This window comes from Nocardia arseniciresistens, assembly GCF_046764875.1.
Taxonomy (GTDB): Bacteria; Actinomycetota; Actinomycetes; order Mycobacteriales; family Mycobacteriaceae; genus Nocardia; species Nocardia arseniciresistens.
The window spans coordinates 194,819-210,684 of the sequence record NZ_JBKORD010000015.1; the positions used below are offsets into that span (position 1 = coordinate 194,819).

The 15,866-nt window shown below is 62.1% G+C and carries 15 protein-coding genes and 2 pseudogenes; 14 read left to right on the forward strand and 3 right to left on the reverse strand.

Going from position 1 to position 15,866, the window contains the following annotated elements; genetic code table 11:
• The first annotated feature begins 112 nt into the window (after window positions 1-112).
• The gene (locus ACLMAJ_RS26900) at window positions 113-340 is read left to right on the forward strand and encodes a helix-turn-helix domain-containing protein (RefSeq protein WP_412016684.1); all 228 of its coding nucleotides are present in this window, start codon (window positions 113-115) and stop codon (window positions 338-340) included.
• Window positions 341-557: 217 nt separating this feature from the next.
• Here ACLMAJ_RS26900 and ACLMAJ_RS26905 read toward each other — a convergent pair.
• Window positions 558-707: pseudogene (locus ACLMAJ_RS26905) on the reverse strand (IS256 family transposase); the annotation flags it as partial.
• 205 nt (window positions 708-912) lie between these two features.
• Between ACLMAJ_RS26905 and ACLMAJ_RS26910 the strand changes: the two are divergent.
• From ACLMAJ_RS26910 to ACLMAJ_RS26935, 6 genes are all read left to right on the forward strand, one after another.
• Window positions 913-1,224, forward strand: a complete 312-nt coding sequence (locus ACLMAJ_RS26910) for a hypothetical protein (RefSeq protein ID WP_412016614.1) — start codon at window positions 913-915, stop codon at window positions 1,222-1,224.
• On the forward strand, window positions 1,221-2,111 hold the full coding sequence (locus tag ACLMAJ_RS26915) for a hypothetical protein (RefSeq protein WP_412016615.1): 891 nt from the start codon (window positions 1,221-1,223) through the stop codon (window positions 2,109-2,111). The genes ACLMAJ_RS26910 and ACLMAJ_RS26915 overlap by 4 nt, the downstream gene beginning before the upstream one ends.
• A gap of 1,146 nt (window positions 2,112-3,257) precedes the next feature.
• A complete protein-coding gene (locus ACLMAJ_RS26920; RefSeq protein WP_412016616.1) occupies window positions 3,258-3,608 on the forward strand; it encodes a hypothetical protein in 351 nt (116 codons plus the stop codon).
• 132 nt (window positions 3,609-3,740) lie between these two features.
• Window positions 3,741-4,187 (forward strand): YbaB/EbfC family nucleoid-associated protein, encoded by a 447-nt coding sequence (locus ACLMAJ_RS26925; RefSeq protein ID WP_412016617.1) that lies wholly within the window; start codon window positions 3,741-3,743, stop codon window positions 4,185-4,187.
• An 84-nt stretch (window positions 4,188-4,271) separates the two neighbouring features.
• Entirely contained in the window at window positions 4,272-4,595 is a 324-nt protein-coding gene (locus ACLMAJ_RS26930) for a WXG100 family type VII secretion target (protein ID WP_412016618.1), read from the forward strand.
• A gap of 12 nt (window positions 4,596-4,607) precedes the next feature.
• Window positions 4,608-6,473 carry a WXG100-like domain-containing protein gene (locus tag ACLMAJ_RS26935; RefSeq protein WP_412016619.1) on the forward strand — a complete coding sequence of 622 codons (1,866 nt, stop codon included), beginning with the start codon at window positions 4,608-4,610 and terminating at the stop codon, window positions 6,471-6,473.
• A 302-nt stretch (window positions 6,474-6,775) separates the two neighbouring features.
• Here ACLMAJ_RS26935 and ACLMAJ_RS26940 read toward each other — a convergent pair whose 3' ends face one another.
• Entirely contained in the window at window positions 6,776-7,243 is a 468-nt protein-coding gene (locus ACLMAJ_RS26940) for a hypothetical protein (protein WP_412016687.1), read from the reverse strand.
• A 225-nt stretch (window positions 7,244-7,468) separates the two neighbouring features.
• Between ACLMAJ_RS26940 and ACLMAJ_RS26945 the strand changes: the two are divergent.
• From ACLMAJ_RS26945 to ACLMAJ_RS26975, 7 genes and pseudogenes are all read left to right on the forward strand, one after another.
• Window positions 7,469-7,999 (forward strand): annotated as a pseudogene (locus ACLMAJ_RS26945) (toxin glutamine deamidase domain-containing protein); the annotation flags it as partial.
• A 100-nt stretch (window positions 8,000-8,099) separates the two neighbouring features.
• Window positions 8,100-8,630: a hypothetical protein gene (locus ACLMAJ_RS26950; RefSeq protein WP_412016688.1), complete on the forward strand. Its 531-nt coding sequence runs from the start codon at window positions 8,100-8,102 to the stop codon at window positions 8,628-8,630.
• Window positions 8,631-9,061: 431 nt separating this feature from the next.
• Complete coding sequence (locus ACLMAJ_RS26955; RefSeq protein ID WP_412016689.1) at window positions 9,062-11,278, forward strand: hypothetical protein; 2,217 nt, start codon at window positions 9,062-9,064, stop codon at window positions 11,276-11,278.
• Between the two features lie 107 nt (window positions 11,279-11,385).
• Window positions 11,386-11,859 carry a DUF6301 family protein gene (locus ACLMAJ_RS26960; RefSeq protein ID WP_412016620.1) on the forward strand — a complete coding sequence of 158 codons (474 nt, stop codon included), beginning with the start codon at window positions 11,386-11,388 and terminating at the stop codon, window positions 11,857-11,859.
• Window positions 11,859-12,305, forward strand: a complete 447-nt coding sequence (locus tag ACLMAJ_RS26965) for a TY-Chap domain-containing protein (protein ID WP_412016621.1) — start codon at window positions 11,859-11,861, stop codon at window positions 12,303-12,305. Before ACLMAJ_RS26960 ends, ACLMAJ_RS26965 begins: the two co-directional genes overlap by 1 nt.
• Window positions 12,306-12,340: 35 nt before the next feature.
• A complete protein-coding gene (locus ACLMAJ_RS26970; protein ID WP_412016622.1) occupies window positions 12,341-12,577 on the forward strand; it encodes a hypothetical protein in 237 nt (78 codons plus the stop codon).
• Entirely contained in the window at window positions 12,574-13,671 is a 1,098-nt protein-coding gene (locus ACLMAJ_RS26975; protein ID WP_412016623.1) for a DUF6301 family protein, read from the forward strand. The genes ACLMAJ_RS26970 and ACLMAJ_RS26975 overlap by 4 nt, the downstream gene beginning before the upstream one ends.
• Window positions 13,672-14,065: 394 nt before the next feature.
• On the opposite strand, the gene ACLMAJ_RS26980 is transcribed toward ACLMAJ_RS26975, so the two are convergent.
• Complete coding sequence (locus ACLMAJ_RS26980; protein ID WP_412016624.1) at window positions 14,066-14,782, reverse strand: ESX secretion-associated protein EspG; 717 nt, start codon at window positions 14,780-14,782, stop codon at window positions 14,066-14,068.
• Between the last annotated feature and the right edge of the window lie 1,084 nt (window positions 14,783-15,866).

The window sequence follows — 15,866 nt, forward strand, 5'->3', positions numbered from 1 at the left end:
AGGCGTCGTGGCGGCCAATGAGTCCCCGCGGCAACGTCGCGGGTCCGCGCTGGACGTTTGTGGTTGGTTTCGTATGTCCGGCCCCGGCAAGCCTCCGCGCAATCCGACCGCTATGGCGTTCGGAGCGCGAGTGCGTGCCCGGCGCACCCAACTCAGCTGGAGCCAGGAAGCCGCTGCCCACGAATGTGGCGTTCACTGGACCTATCTCGGCCAAGTCGAGCGTGGTCGGCGCAGTCCACGGGTGGAAAACATCATGAGGTTCGCCGCAGGTTTGCAGACGACGCCGGGCCAACTGATGGACGGCCTACCTATGCCGTCAGCACCAGGAGATCCTGCCTGAACATATGTCGGCGTTGCCGTCGCGGTCATCACCAGCCGTCGGCCCCGGCCCGGGCATTCACTCGAGTCCGGTTCTGATGCCTAATCGGTGTCGATCGGATCGTCGGCCACGGCCTCAAGTTCGGTGGCGTCGACACCATGTGGCACGTCGACATAAGCCTACGTTCAGCTGCCGCAAGGAGTTTCGAATTAACGGTGGATCCGGGGCTCAGTGTTGGCTAGTTTCCGGACAGGGCGATGGCGAAGGCGTTCAACGCCGGTTTCGATCGCATCGCCCATCGTGCCCGACCGTGCCCGGTGGAGTCCAGCGATCGGGTCAACAGATATAGGCCGCGCTGAAAGCGCCAGTTCGCTGGGAAATGGTGGCGCTCAACGCCCGAGGAGTGCCATCCCCGGTGACGGCGGGTGATCTCGCACACCGAAGCCAGCACTGCTGCCATGCACAGGTAAAGACATTGCCAAGCAACGTCTTTCAAATCGAGGCGTTCCTTTCGGCTGTGTCATTCTCATGAAGCTGAGCGGTCTCGATGGGTTAGCCTTCCGTGGGGGGACATCGGAAGATGAGGAGAGGCAATGCTTTTCACCCCAGAGTCGGTGCATGGTATGGCAAGCACCATTGAACCGGCGGTTGATGCCACCCAGGGGCACGCGACACGGATCGCGGGAGCTGGTTTTGAGGCAGCTCATGCCGGGCAGGACTATTCGGAGCAGGGGAAGAAACTCGCGGCGGGAGTCGAGGGGATCGTCACGATGCTGCAGTCATGGTCCGAGGCTTCCGGCGCGACGGTGGAGGTTCTGCGGCAGGCGGTGACCACGACAGTGACCACCGATCAGGAGCATCGTGCCCAGATTGCCGCAGCCGAGGACGAGCTGGGAACGGCATGACGACTCCCCAACAGTATGAGCGGCAGTATCAAGCCAACCTGGACAAGGCGCAGCAGGACCTTGCGCGCTTCCTCAAGGAAGACGGCAACAGCGTCTTCGATAAGGCGATCTGGAACGACAAGCCGAAACTCACTGATTCCGACGTCAACAAACTGCTGGATCAGGCTGCTCCTGGGCTCGAGTGGTTCCGGTTGGCGCTCGTGCGCTACCACCGTGTGTGGGATGTGTTGAAGCTACCGGGATTCGACAGCATCGTCGTCGAGCCGCTGACTGTCGACGGTACGGCGGTCGGCGGTGAGCGCGTCGACACCATCAAGGATCCGAACGACGAGATGCGCCGCCTGGAGGGGACGTACTACGACCAACAACGCAGCATGAAGCTCGATAGCCTGCGGAGCCTGGCTACAGCGCTCGACGGTGCCTCCTCAGGGACTGATTCTCATCCCAGCACTACGGATATCACGACCGACCTGGCCGGCGTGAAGGATGCGGTGCCTGAGGCATGGAAGGGAAACGCCGGCGGAGCCGCCCAGGATTATTTGGCCGGATTGCATGCGCATGCCGATCAACAGAGCCAGTACTTGCAGGCGGTTGCGGCAGCTGTGAATGGGCTGCCAGACGTACTTCTGCAGATCGTGAGGGACAAGGCGGATTTCGTCGCCGCGTTCGACAGCTCCCAATGCCCGGTCGCTGGGCACGCCATGCGCCTCGGCGGTAGCGAAGACCCTGTAAGCACGATTATTTCCGTGGCGTCGGAAAGCACCACCTGGGGCTACCTTTACGGCGAGACGAACCAAAAGGCCGCAGACCAGTTTCACATGACCAACGTCGGTGCCGGTACCAGCGACGCTCCCAGAAGATCCGGGATGCGTGCAAACAATGGCTGACCGGTCATTTCGGTCCGGCGGTGCGGGAGGCTTTCAAGGCTTTTGTGCATCAATGCGCGCTGGCCGACTACTACATCCGCCGCGCCTATCAGCCGGTGATGGACCTGCCAAGCCGTTTCCCAAGCCGCAGGACCAGCAGACGACAACGCCCACATCGCAGACCGGCGCGGCGAGCACCGGCGTCCAGACGGCGGGGGCCAGTCCGACCACACCGGCGATGACGACCCAACCGACGTCACAAACCCCTACCTCGGCCACACCGACCACACCGCAAACGAATCCGCTGCAGACGATATTGACGAGCCTTGCCAGCCAGGCCGGACAGACAATGCAGCAGGGACTCAGCCAGCTCGGGACCGCCGTCCAACAGGGACCGACCGGCCTCGGCGGAACCCCGACCGGTCCAGGTTCAGCGATTGCCGGCACCGGCGAGCCATCCGCACCGAAGACGCTGGCGAACTTCACTCTCGCCGGCCAAAGTGTGGCGGTGACACAGACGCCGGATGGCACAGTCACCGCGACGATCACCGGTCCTGACGGCAAGTCGCAGCAGTACTCAATGGGGATCAAGGACGGCGTGCCGTTCTTTGCTCCGGTCGGAGAATCAACGACAACGCCCACGACAGCCCCCGACTCCGGGGCCCCCGCTGCCGGAGCCATAGCAGATAGCGGGGCAACAGAGCGGGTAGAGGCGCCGACGGCAGGACTGGCTGCGCCGATAACGCAGTCGGGAACGCCGATGGAGCTGACACCAGACAACGCGGTAACGAATTCCATGTCCGGCTCGCCCGTGATGGGACCGCAGGCAGCCGCGGGTCCGATGACAAGCGGGATGCCTGGAAGTAGCGCGGCCGGAGGCAAGAACGCAGGGGGCGGCGAACGCAGCTCCACCGGATTAGCGCTACCACAACCGATGTGGAACACCTCTCTGGGTTTCGGCGGGGTACTCGAAAGCCCTCTCGAGTCTGACGGCGCAACGCCACCGGCCCCTGTGTCGGCAACGGCCGAGTCACTGGACAGCGGATCGCAGGTGGTGGCTTCCGATACCGAAGCGCCTACTGTCCCGGCGTCGTTACCCGAGCCTGAGCCCGAGCCCGCCCCACGAAACGACGGCGTGAGGATCGAGATCGAGATGGGCGATAGGCGATGAACTACTCGGCCGAGATGGACCGAATCATCGCCGAATACACGGCGGCTTCGCGCACGGTTCTCAACCGGTTCCTAGACGCTGACGAGCGGACAGCTCGTGGCGGTGCCGAGGTCTTCGACGACGTCCGCCAAGAGCTGATCAGGCACGAACAACAGCACCAAGAGACCCCGGAAGAACGAGCGGCTGACGAGGCCTGTGCCGAGCGCGATCGACTGTTACGCGAAGCCGCCGACCGAGCTAGGGCTGCGGCCGATCACAAGAACAGCAGGGACAACTACGTGCTGCCGACTGATTGGACCGATGAGGATGAGGAAGGCTATGGCCCACCGAAGTCCTGGTTAGTCTAGCGATCTCTGAGCGAGCGGCTCTATTCAACTGCGCGCCAAGGTGTGTGGTTTTCGGGAGATGAAGTTGCGAGTTGATCTGGCCGGAACGTCCAAGTGCGTTCATCTCGGTTCGAACGAGTGATAGGGGCGGCAGTGGAGCCGAGCGACCGGGACCAGATTCGGTCGGCCAACGCTGAGCTGCGCTCGGCATTGGATGCGATCAACCACGAGTTCGATCGTGAGATCGATGAGTTGGGCGAGATCCAGCGCAAGCTGGCCGCGATGAAGGTGCATGCGACGACACCGAACAATCTCGCGCGAGTGACTGTGAATGCGTCCGGGGTGGTGACAGAGATAACGATCGCCGATGACGCCTACCGTCGCAGCACACCGCAGCAATTGACCCAGGACCTCAATGCCGCGATCCGTGGTGCAGTCGAGGCAGCGGCCACGGCCCGTGCAGAGGTGCTGTCGCCCATCAAGTCGGTCGTCGACGGTATTGCCGATCTCACTGAAATGGTGCCGGGCGCACCGAGTTTGCGGGAATTGCAGGCGACGCTGGCACGGACATCCCCCAGGCCGCGCGGGCAATCACGTTGAGTTGAACAAAATCATGGAACCAATGGCACCGCTGCTGCGTCAAAGATCAGAGACTGGCCCGAAACCTGATGAGGGAGTGCGACTGTGACCAAACTGTGGGCTGATCCGGACCGGCTACGTGCAGTATCGCCGCAGTTCGAGCAGTTGGGCGATGATGTGAATTCGGCCTTGGAGACTCTGCGGCAGGGCATTGAGTCCGAGGGGCGTTGCTGGGGTGAGGACAAGCCCGGAGAGCAGTTCGAGCAGAACTACCCCCAAGGCGACGGCCAGGGCAGCGTCGGGGAATGCCTTGCTGCGCTGGCGAACCTGGCGAACAAGCTGAAGACAACCGGTGATCACATCACCACCACCGCCAACGGCCTCCAGGCCCAAGATCAACATAACGCCGACCAGACCCGGGCGCTGTAGGGACAGACATCCATGACTCTGTGGTTCCCACATCTTCCAGGCCCGTTGGGATGGCTGGAGGACTTCCTTATCGGCCATTGGCCCGAGGGCGACGAAGACGCCATGCGCCGAACAGCCGAACACTGGTCGAATATGGCCAATGCCCTGCGGGAACTGGAGCGTCCTGCCGATCAAGCGATGAACACGGCCTTGTCCGCCATCGACGGCAAGATCCACGATGCTATGTCCACGTACTGGCAGGATGTCGCCGGCGGGGACGGCAGCGATCTGCAGGGCCTAATCAATGCCTGCGACAGCTTCGCCAAACAGCTCGAACACGGCGCCACCGATATCGAATACGCCAAGCTGTCCATCTACTTCTCGTTGGCCGCGATGCTGGCGATAGCCTTCGTGCCGGGTATCGGCGGGCTCGTCGACGCCGCCGCTGCCAAGGCCGTACAGCTCGTCATCCGAAAGACGGTGCAACAGCTGATCGACAAGCTCGCTGTTAAGGGAGCGGCGTTTCTCGCTGAGCGGGTCGGTGTGGAAGCAGCCAGCCGGTTGGGCGCGAATGCGGCGTCGGAACTGGCTTTCAAGGTTGGTACGGAAGCTGCCGGTGGCGCGGCTTTCGGCTCGGCTTTCGGTGCGGGCACGGATCTGGCCGCTCAGGGTGTCCAGATCGCTGAAGGCAATCGCGACGGCGTCGACTTGGGCTCAGTTGGCAGGGCCGCTGGCGCCGGGGCCGTTGCTGGTGCGGTGGCCGGGCCGATCGCGGCGAAGGCTGGCCAGAGTCTGGCCAGTACGTTGGGCACCGACCTCGGTTCGAATTCGCTGAGCGGAGTGCTGACCCGCGCAGTGGGTGCAGTACCCGGCAACGTCGCCGGCAACACCGCTGCCGCTGCCGCAGAGTCGGGGGGACACGTCGATTTCAGCACCGTTGCCGACGGTGCAGGTGCCGGATTCGGTCGTGCCAAACCGCATGAAGTTGTTCCGACGCATGCCGAGACCGGATCATTGGCCGGCACCCACATCGAGTCCCCCCCGACAGCCTCCGCATCCACACCGGCGACCCAAACCCCCACCGACACGGCACCCTCGTCCAACACAACACCCTCAGAGGCGAGCACCTCGTCGGCTGGCGCGACCACAACAGAAGTCCAGGACACCCCTGGTCCGACTTCCGCTTCGGCGGCTAGCCAAAACAATCCGACTGCGCCCCAACCCAATTCCACAAGTGCCGGCAATTCCGTCGATGCCCGTTTCCTTTCCTCTGACTCATCTGCTGCGCCCTCTGGTAGCACCGGAGGACATTCGACACTCGACCGTGCCCCTGTAGGCCAGGCACCGTCCGCGGCAACAACACCCGCGCCGGACCGACAAATCGTGCAAGGACCAGGGGCACCTGCGTCCAACGCGGCTCCTCTCGGCGGTGACCGTCCGGTACCAGCAAATACGGCTCGGACATCCACCGACATCCCTCAGCGTCCGGAGGGCGCACCCCGATCAGAGACGCCTGCCCCTACCGATCGCGGCCCGACCTCGCATCGCCCCACCGAAACCTCTCGTTCGCCCAGCGGCCTCGACACCCCGGAGCGGACGTCGGCAACACCCCCCGCACGCGAAACCACCAGCAACACCACACGTCTCGATTCCAGCCGCATCAGCCCACTGACCGGATATCTGCCAACGGGACCGGTGACCGGTCACCGCACCCGAACCCAGCAGCCAGCGGACCTGATAGTCACCTGCAGGGTCCGCGTGACACCGCCTCCCTGCCACGAGAGACCGCAAACTCGGAGTATTCGCGCAGCGAGGACGCGGGACAACGCGGCGGGACAGATCATGCTCCGGGCCAAATGCGAGAAAACGTGGCCCCAGAACGGGGTAGTCGCCTCCTAACCGACGTCGGGGAGCGCCGCGACACATCGATCCCCGAACCGATTGGTCATTCACCTCAGCCCCGAGTGCCCGGCCGAGGTGAGTCCGTCTTCCCCGACCCCGGCTCCCCCGAGCCGGCGGCGGGCCGCCGCCACCCATCAGGTCCTGAGATCCCGAGTGCTGGAGGCGATCCAGCGGCGCGAGTGCCCGAGTCGCATACGCCGGTCCCGGCTATGCCGCTACGACATGCGGGTCCCGCGGACCACTCACCGCCGCACCCGGATTCACGTGCACCGCAGCAGCGTGGCCCGCACGTGCCCATCTCAGATGAACCCCCGCATCTGAGCAGAGTGCTGAGGACGGATCAACCGGGCCCACACCAGGATCCGCGAACCCAACACCACGGTGACAATGTGCCGCGACGCCCGTCGCCCCAGGAGTTGCAGCAGGCACATCAGGTGCGCCAGGCACGTGAGTGGTACCGCCAGCAGCTGCCCGAGGGCGGCCATGCCACTCCGATGCTCACCGAGCATGGGTCGACTGCCAAGCCCGCCTACGATTTCCGGCGCTACCCCGATGCGCAGGAAGGCCCCATCGTGGTAGCTGGTATCAAGGTGCATGTCACCGCGGACCGCAGTGTGTCCCCGGAACAGGTGGCGCACCTGTGGGAGACAGCGCAGCTGGCAACGGATCTGACCTTTAATCATGGTCAGCGGTTGTTGTCCGGCGATCGGGTACTGATCGACTTGGTGCACACACCGGATCCGGCGGCGGCGAACCTCCACATCCATGTCAGTGAGACCTCCGGCCCCTGGCATCCCGACAGCCACACCGACGCGGTCGTCCAGCAGTTGCGCGAACATCTCGGTCTGCAGTCAGAGCCAGGCCAACGCGGACATAGGCTGGGCGCGGACGAGATTCGCCAGCTCAGCAACGACATCGCCAAGGCCAACACTCCATTTACACGAGTACCGCTCCCAAGCACACGAGAGATCGGCGGAGGCCGGCTGCAGCATGTGGAGGACGCTGCCTACCAGCATGCAGTCGAAGACGCGTTGCGCGATGGCAACAGATTCCTCGTCGGTGCCGACCCACGCACCAACCCCTATGGGCAGCTGATCAACGATGGCGGCCCGACCAAACCCGGTCGTGGCAACGACTGCAACGACAATGCGTTGGCCGCATTGTCATCGTTCAACGGTCGCCCCCAGGTAGCAGCAGCGCGATGGCCCGATCGCTTACCCGATGGCACTATCGATCACCGCAGCGGCGAACAAGGCGGCCCGCAGCGTGCCGAAGCGTGGATCGGTGACACCTGGCAGCATTTCCCTGACGGCAGGTCAGTTCGCGATCAATTCCAAGATTTGCACGACTGGATCGACAACTTAGGCCCTGGCTCGTCAGCCTATGTGTACAACACCTGGCACGCCCGTGACGCGGGTACGGGGGCCTTCCTCTACAACCCGGACGGTACCCCGAAGGTCGACGGAGCACACGCGACCGTCATCGTCTATCCGCACGGGTCGGCTGGACCCATATGGTGGGACCCGCAGCAACGGACCTTCTCCGAGTCACCGCCGGTCAATCTTGCCCACGGCTCGACCTCGTTGTCGTTCATGACCGTCGACCCTCACGGAGGATCCCGTAGTGCCACAACAGTTCCAAACCAAGGAACAGGTCCAGCAGTATCTGGCCCGCATCTTTCCGAGCCAGCAGTTCGAAGCGATCACTCCGATCGAGCACGGATGGATATGCCGCCCGAAACTCACCTCGGAGGAGATAGCGCGCGGTCAGGATTTGGGCCTGAGCACCTACATAGTGAACAAACAGACCGGAGTGGTCACCACGCACCCGAGTCTGCCCCCGTTCACGATCGGCCAGATGTACGACGAGGCGATCCGGACGGGCGATCCGGTCCAGGGCGGCCAGATCTACCCACCCCTGTGGCGGGTGAACATCCGACGCACGCGAGAGGATTCGCAGACGATCCAGTATCACGTGCTGGCACAGTCGATGGCGCAACCACCGGAACCGACCGCGGAATACCAGCTGACGATCGACAAGAACACCTTCGCTCATCAGCCGGCAGCGTCGATGGCAATGAACGTCGTCTCGTGGACGGAATGGCGCAGCCGTCAGGACGGAACCTGGCCGATGGAGGGGACCTTCGAGGAGTAGGCCCCGACTCACACCTCGACGGTCGACGTCCGGTGCCAGGCCAAAGTGGCGCTGAAATGCAACTGCCGGGCGGACACGAACCCAGTAATCCGTCAGAGAGGGAGAATACTGGGCGAACCACCGGCAACGCCGGCTTCGAGGTCCCTCGAAATCACATCACTGGTCCCGGTGAATCCTCGAGCGCCAGAACATCCGGTGCACGGGACCAAGCCCCCGCGTCCCCCGAGTCTCAGCGCTCGCGCAGTCATATCGAGCCCGCGGAAGGGACTCGGGATCAGCAGAACACCGCGAACACACAGCCCCTAGAATCGACCAACAGTCCGTACCAGATTCCGGGAGAAACCAACAACCGTCCCGACCCGGCAATACCGGAGCGGGACAATCTGCCGCCACCAGCGGGCATGTATCGCGGAGACGACGGGTGCCTGCGCGTGCAGGGAGACCCTTCCCATTCCTGGCGCGATCGCGAAAAAGGCAGATTACACGACTTTAGCGACCCGCCGGGCGTGTTCCGCAATAAGAACTATGTTCGGCACGACGAAAACGGGTTTGCCAGAAATCCCGACATAGAAAACGATAGTAAGCCCGTCTTTTTCGCAATCCCGGAAGGCCCCAAAGAGTCCTACCAGGTGAAAGACCAAGCGATTGCAGACAAGATTAAACTGGAGTCCGCGGAACGCCTGAAACAGCAGGCCACCCGCGATCCGGCCGGGCAAGAACTCGCCAGGCTCATCCCGAAGTTCAAGGATTTCGGAATATCAGAGGTTCGTCAACTCAAGGACAGTGAACTCGATAACGGCGTGATAGGTACCCTGGAACAACATATTCGCGAACATCCGAGCCTCAGCCCAAAGGAAAAGCTGGAGCGGTTGGCGGATGCTCGGGATCTCGAGGAAAACGCCAGGATTTGGAATGCCCAGGGCATTGAAATGGTAAATACCTCCAAGGGGTTGGGCGACCTGGGTGGTGACGCATATTTTCACGACAAAGAGATATTTCCGGAAGGTGTGCAGATTACACCTTTCGAGGGCGCTGCCGATGGCAGGGATATGGCCGACAGACTCTTGCTCGTGCCCAAGACCGACGCAACACCAACCAAGCTCATCAATGGCGAGCATAAGGGCGTCGGCTCTGAACTTGGTGCTGCGAATACTGATCATGGCCGTGCTCAGCAGATGTCTCCGGAGCATACGGCGAGAACATTGGCCCTCGACCGGAATCTCATTACAATTTTCAATGAGACCCCCGCGCAGATGAAGGCTCGCGGTCTCGATCCGAACAGTCCTGAGGGCGTCGCGTATGTAAAAGCCCGAGATGAATTGATCCAGGCGCACCGAGACGGCTCTCTGGTAATCGAGAACCATAAAGTTCATGTTGATATCAATGGCAATGTATCAGTAACCAAATACAGTCAATTCCGCGATGGCGACTTGGTTCCTGTGCCAATCCTCGGCGGTATCGAACGACCGCGAGTCCGCCTTCCCGAGCTCGTAGTCGAAGTGGAACGCGATCTGGCTCGAGAATATGCCCGGGAGATGGATCGCGCACTTGAGGGCATGCCTCCACGCGAACGGAAGGTTACCGAACTAGTTATAGATTTGGCGCGCGACACTCGAATATTGGATCCTCGAGCGGCAGAACTGCAGCGTCAGATACGCGAGTCGCTAACGACCATAAATAAAGCAGAAGAAAGAGGACTATCACTTGAGGAAAGAAGTCGGATTGTTGAGACTACGAAAGTCCGAATGATTCGGCTGCAGGAATTGGACATTGCGCGCAACGCCGAGCTTGTCCAACGTCTGAATTACGGCTCCGATTCCAAAAACATCGAGAAGATCTTGCAAATAGACACTTTATCGCAAGATGTGTCGGCGATAGCAAATATCGAAGCCGCCAACCGGGAGATCATCAAAGAGGCGCAGGCCTTGGTTTTGGAATACCGGGATGCGCAAACGAAAGAGCGCTCACGGTTCGTTGCCAACGTCCTCAAGCAGGCCCGCGAGATGGATCGGGCCTTCGCACAGGGCGGTGAGCCAGACCTGGCAAAGGTCCGCGCGAACCACGAGCGTGTTCAACACGCGATTGAGGTCGAACGAGCAAAAGAAGCTAATGCGCTCAAAGGACTGGGACTGGCCCCCTCTCATGCCCAACAGGTCACTGAATCGATCGAGGCTGCGCGCGCACGTGAGCTGGGTCTGGCACGCGATGAATTCGCACGAGAAATACTTCGGCAGGAACATAATCGCACGGTCAGAGAAAGCCACCTTTTACAGTTAACTCGTGAGCGGGCGCGGACTATGGATGTCCAGACGTATACGCTTTGCCTCAAACTCGAACCAACCGCTTACGATGCGCAATCGAGGTGTTTCACCTACGAGCCGGCCGGACAACCACCCGTGCGAGTTCCCTACGACTCCATGGAGCGCCGTCAGGCAGAGGCTATTAAGTCCATCGAGCGCGGCCGACCCATCCAAGCAGTCGAAGTCCAGTATCTGGTCGGGACCGGCCAAGCCGTGATCGCGTCGGAATCCGTGAGCGCACGCGAGTATGAGCGACAAGTCGAGCAACGAAACATTGAGAGGGTGCGGGCTGAACGCGAACGCGACCAAGCCCGTGCGCGAGCGAAGCTGGGCAGAGCACCGTCCTGAACGGGAAACATGTGCAGAGTCACATCGCGATCACCGTTCCGTCGAGGACGGATCCGAACGAAATCCGGCGATAGGAATAGGGTGAATCCATGACGGGATGGCGTGCGATGACCGACGACGAGATAGTCGAGTTGGCTACTGGCTTGCGGTCGTTGGACTGGTCGTGGCTGTTGCGAGATGTGCCCGCGATAGCGGCGAGGTTCGACTGGCAGGTGTTGATGGCCCGATCGAATTGGGTCATGCTCGACTGCGGTTTCGGGTTGAGCAGCGGTGGGGTACAAGGCCGCAGCGGGGAAGCCGAGTCCATCGAGTTGATGGTGACCGACTCCGCAAGCGAGGACGCGCCAGGCCGAGCAATGGTGCGTGATGCGTTCGTCAGGATGGCCGACGCCATAACCGGCGCCCTCGGCGAACCAACTGCCCGCATACCAGGCGAGTTCGCGCAAATCCGCTGGGCTTTCCCAAAAACAACATTGCGCCTGAAGAATCTCGCACATACTGTTCAACTGACGTATCAAACGAATGCCTCGTTGGCCGCTCTTGATAGATCCATAGAATTCGAAAAGCAGGACCTTACGTGATGGATTGGATAGAATTCACCGAGCGACTGTCCGAGCAGTTAGCTGTACTGCCCGCAGGAGCGATTGTGAAGATAGCAGAAGCGGGGCTCCCCACGGGCCGCCAGCGGTTCGCGCAGTTCGCGCAGACCGACAGCGAGCTGTTGGCCGAACTGGTAGGCGACGAGTTCCTCGAACCCACCGCACAGCCTGACGAAACGGGACATCGCCTGATCACCGAGGCAGGCTGGCAGGAACCCGATGCCGACCACGGCCCCTACTGGTGGATCGAACTGCCGTGGCCGGTCAATTCGGCCATATACCGCCAGTTGGCAGCAATGGTGGTGACCGGACTCCGTGACGCATTCCGAATCACCGACCTGGGGTCCTTGACCTACACCGCATGGAACAGGAACGAGGACGAACGCGACCTTCACCTGCCGCTGCTCGGGCTGGCACGTCAGGTTTGATCGGTTGTCATCGGAGCGTTCGGGACAAGAAGGGTATGACGTTGGCGCTGTATGCAGAGATCGAGAAGGTTGACGAGGACGAGGAGCGTGTTCGATACCGGTACACGGATATACAGGGCAGTCAGTACACTTTGGTCCTGAACAAGGCCACCGAGGTAATCGCGTCGGAGAACGGCGAGGACGATATGCTCTATCGGGCCGTTGCGAGAAAGATCGCAGCTGCGTGGCTGGATAGCGAAGCAACGCCCGAGCGTCTCGTAGTGCAGTCGTGAAGGCATCATCCGGCGGATTCGAATTGAAACTGATTCGGCGGTTTCGCCTGGTCGTAAGTGGTCGGCTCGATCAAGCCCAACTCGAGGAACTTCGAGCGGTCATCGGGCTTACCCCATCGGGTACTGCGGACGATCCAGTAGGCAGTGAATTGGGGTGCCGAACCCGAAACCACCCGCGATACACGTTAATTCACGCATCCACTATCACGCTGCTGCGCACCGGTGCCGATGAATGGTCCATCACCATTGATGCCATCCCCTATTTCGACATCGCGACATTGATCGGGCTCGTCGAAGTCGGCTGCCGCGCAGCAGGACTGACTGTCATCGGTCGGCATCTGACAGCGGGCGAAGCGCCCATCGACACAACGCCCAGCGCTGCCTCGCTGGAGCGTGCACGCAAAAAACTGGAAGAAACCGGGATGCGACTGTGGGACACGACCCTCACATTCGCCACCACACCCTCAGTCGAGGCACCGCAAGCCCGTATCACTTCCGAAGACGACGTGACATTCGACTACGCGGCGGCCACCGAATCGATGTTGACGCGCGACGTAGCCCGACCCGCGCCGAAACCCCTCTTCGTCGCCGACGACATACCCGTGGCGCAGCCCACGCCGCGACCAATCGGATGGCAGGGATTGTCCGACAACGAGATCGCCGATCTCGCCGAGAAACTGCGCACGCTGGTCTGGTCATGGCGGATGGACGATCTGCTGCGCTTGACGATCGTGTTCGGTTGGCGAGAAGTCGAGATCCACTCGGCGGACTGGGTTCAGTACGACACCGGTCCCGGCTCGGACACCGTCGATATCATCGGCCTCGATGGTGACGCGTTACGTGTCGAAGTCACCGTCAGCGCCGAGGCGGCTGATACGCCGGAGGGCCGCAGTAACACATTGGCGACTTATGCCCGGATGGCGGAGGTATTGACCGGTTCCATCGGCGAACCAACCGGTCGCTTCGATGACAGGGTTTCCGAATTCCGCTGGGCCGGTCCCCGAACAACCCTGCGGCTGATCGATTTTTACGACACGGTCCGGCTACAGGTGGTAACCAACGACTGGCTCAGCGCCCTCGACCAGGGGGATTGACAACTTGTCGACTAGCCAGCGTTGGTCGTCCCACATGCGGGCTTTCCCGTTGCCGATGTCGAGCAGCTCATCTGTGAATGGTGTCAAAGCCATGCTAATCATGATCACGTCCAGCAGAGGCGTCGGCCCGCCGCTGAGGTGGAGTCACCCGACCATCCCAAGCCGGCCCTCCAAGCTTGACCCGTTCAAGCCGTTCATCGACGAGGTGCTGCGGGAAGACCTGCGAGCGCCGAGCTCTGCGGAGTTGAACGATCGCCCCCGGGTGCTCGCCGTATGGACCCCGCCGGACCCCCTGGCATGCTGTTCGCCTACCGACGGGGTCACATCTAGGCTGTTCCAGCCCGTTTCGTGACCCTGGGTGCCAGTGATGGCGAGGTGAGTCTGTTGGGGCCGGTCAGCGGATTTGCGCCAGATGGGTGATCTGTTGAGCGAGCTCACTGTCGCCGACGGGGGTGAGGGTCATGTCGTGACCGATGGTGAGCAGATAACGGCCATCGTTGGTGAAGTCGAGCCATGTGCGGTGTCGTGGTGGCGGTGACATGGGGTCTGCTGGATCCACCGTGACGGTGAGGTAGCCGCGGGCGTCGATGGGGCGGCGTAGCACTTTCCGAAACCGTTTGGCGCTGCGGCTGTTCTCGGTTTCCTGCCACTGCCCGGGATCTGGAAACAACACTGTCTGCCGAGGCTCGCACATCGCGTCGAAGGTGCCCACGGGTGCCGAGCCGATCGCGGTGATCAGGTGTTTGGCGACGTTACGGGCGTGACAGGACACCACTGTTGCCGTATCGCTGGTCACGATGACGGCCGCGCCCCAGTCGGAGAAAGCGGCCCCGAAGGCCAGGATCGGGTTGGGTAGACGCTCACCGTCGGCGAAGCGGTCACCGAACATGGCGATGGTCGTGACGTCGGTACGGGCAAGAAACGTCAACGTCCCGGTCAGGTCCGGATCGCTGTTGGGCGGGAACCGCTCGGCGAGTTTCAATGCGGCCCTTGCGCTTTCGGTGCCGACCGTGCCTCGAGGTCCGAGGTTGATCGGATAGGGACGGCGATCGCGCCTGGCCTCGCCCGCCCAGACGTGAGTGAATTCGTCCGGGGTGAATACCCACCGCACTACTCATCCCCTCGCGGCGTGTTCTCGGTTTTTTTCGGTGAGAGGAGTTCATCATCGGTTGCGCCCCAACCGATCACAGCGGGCAATGCCGGATCGACCTGGTCGAGCTCCCGGTACTTGCGCCGCAAGTAGTCGGGGCTTCCCTTGGCGCGGTCGGAATCTGAACTTTGCCCACGCCCGGCTCCCGGCATACCGCCCATCGGTGCAGGCGAGCTGCTCGTCGTCGGGCGGACATTGGTTGGGTTGGTTCCGGGAGCTGACTGCGGTTGCCCTGGAACCGATGTTCCCGGTCCTCCCGGACGGCTATCGGGCGATCCTGGGGCGCCGGTGGGGACCCGAGGTGAGCTCGGTACGCCGGAGCCGGACGAGCCGGGGGTGGAAGGCACCACGCTCGCAGGTGATGGCTGCAGTTTGTCGGCAGGGGTGGTGCCTGTCGGGGGCGCCGGTGTGTTCGAGGTCGACGACGGTGTCGTTGCGGCGGGGTCGTCGAGTGACGACGACTTCGTCTGCGTAGGCGTCGATTGGCCGTCTGGTTGCGGATTTTCGCCAGTTGACGGCTCATCCGGCTTCCCGTCGGCGGGTTCACCATTCGTGCTGGACTCGCCGGGATTAGCGTCACCGTCGGCTTGAGGAGGGTCACCACCTGGCTGCTGACTGGCATCACTGGGGCTGTCCCCGCCGGGGCCGGGGGGCATCGGTACGAACCGCGGAACGCTGTCACCTGATGCAGGCAAGGTCGGGTTGTACACGAAGTTCATCGTGTCCTGAGCGGTCGCCGCGTCCGCGGCGACCGCTACGTTGTACGCCGTGCGTCGGTCCGCCCCGTTCGCGGCTTCCATCGCCGGATCGGTATCTTCCTGATAGGGCGGGGGTGGTGGCGGGATCGCGGCTTTGACCGTTTGTGCGGCGCTGGAATTCAGGTCCATCAGGCGCTGAACGGTCAGGGCTGTGTCATGCTGTTCGCCTCCGGCGGCTACGAACGCGTCGGTCGACTGTTGGGCGGTCGAGGCGAATGTTCCTGACCAGGAAGCGAATTCGCTCTGCACGTCTCGGGAGAATGTATCGAAGAGCTCGTGAAGCTTGG

Excerpts from the sequence above, each read along its gene's own strand:
- ACLMAJ_RS26900 (WP_412016684.1), top strand. The coding sequence starts at position 113 with ATGGCGTTCGGAGCGCGAGTGCGTGCCCGGCGCACCCAACTCAGCTGG.
- ACLMAJ_RS26910 (WP_412016614.1), top strand. The coding sequence starts at position 913 with ATGCTTTTCACCCCAGAGTCGGTGCATGGTATGGCAAGCACCATTGAA.
- ACLMAJ_RS26915 (WP_412016615.1), top strand. The coding sequence starts at position 1,221 with ATGACGACTCCCCAACAGTATGAGCGGCAGTATCAAGCCAACCTGGAC.
- ACLMAJ_RS26920 (WP_412016616.1), top strand. The coding sequence starts at position 3,258 with ATGAACTACTCGGCCGAGATGGACCGAATCATCGCCGAATACACGGCG.
- ACLMAJ_RS26935 (WP_412016619.1), top strand. The coding sequence starts at position 4,608 with ATGACTCTGTGGTTCCCACATCTTCCAGGCCCGTTGGGATGGCTGGAG.
- ACLMAJ_RS26940 (WP_412016687.1), bottom strand. The coding sequence starts at position 7,243 with ATGGATGTGGAGGTTCGCCGCCGCCGGATCCGGTGTGTGCACCAAGTC.
- ACLMAJ_RS26960 (WP_412016620.1), top strand. The coding sequence starts at position 11,386 with ATGACCGACGACGAGATAGTCGAGTTGGCTACTGGCTTGCGGTCGTTG.
- ACLMAJ_RS26965 (WP_412016621.1), top strand. The coding sequence starts at position 11,859 with ATGGATTGGATAGAATTCACCGAGCGACTGTCCGAGCAGTTAGCTGTA.
- ACLMAJ_RS26970 (WP_412016622.1), top strand. The coding sequence starts at position 12,341 with ATGACGTTGGCGCTGTATGCAGAGATCGAGAAGGTTGACGAGGACGAG.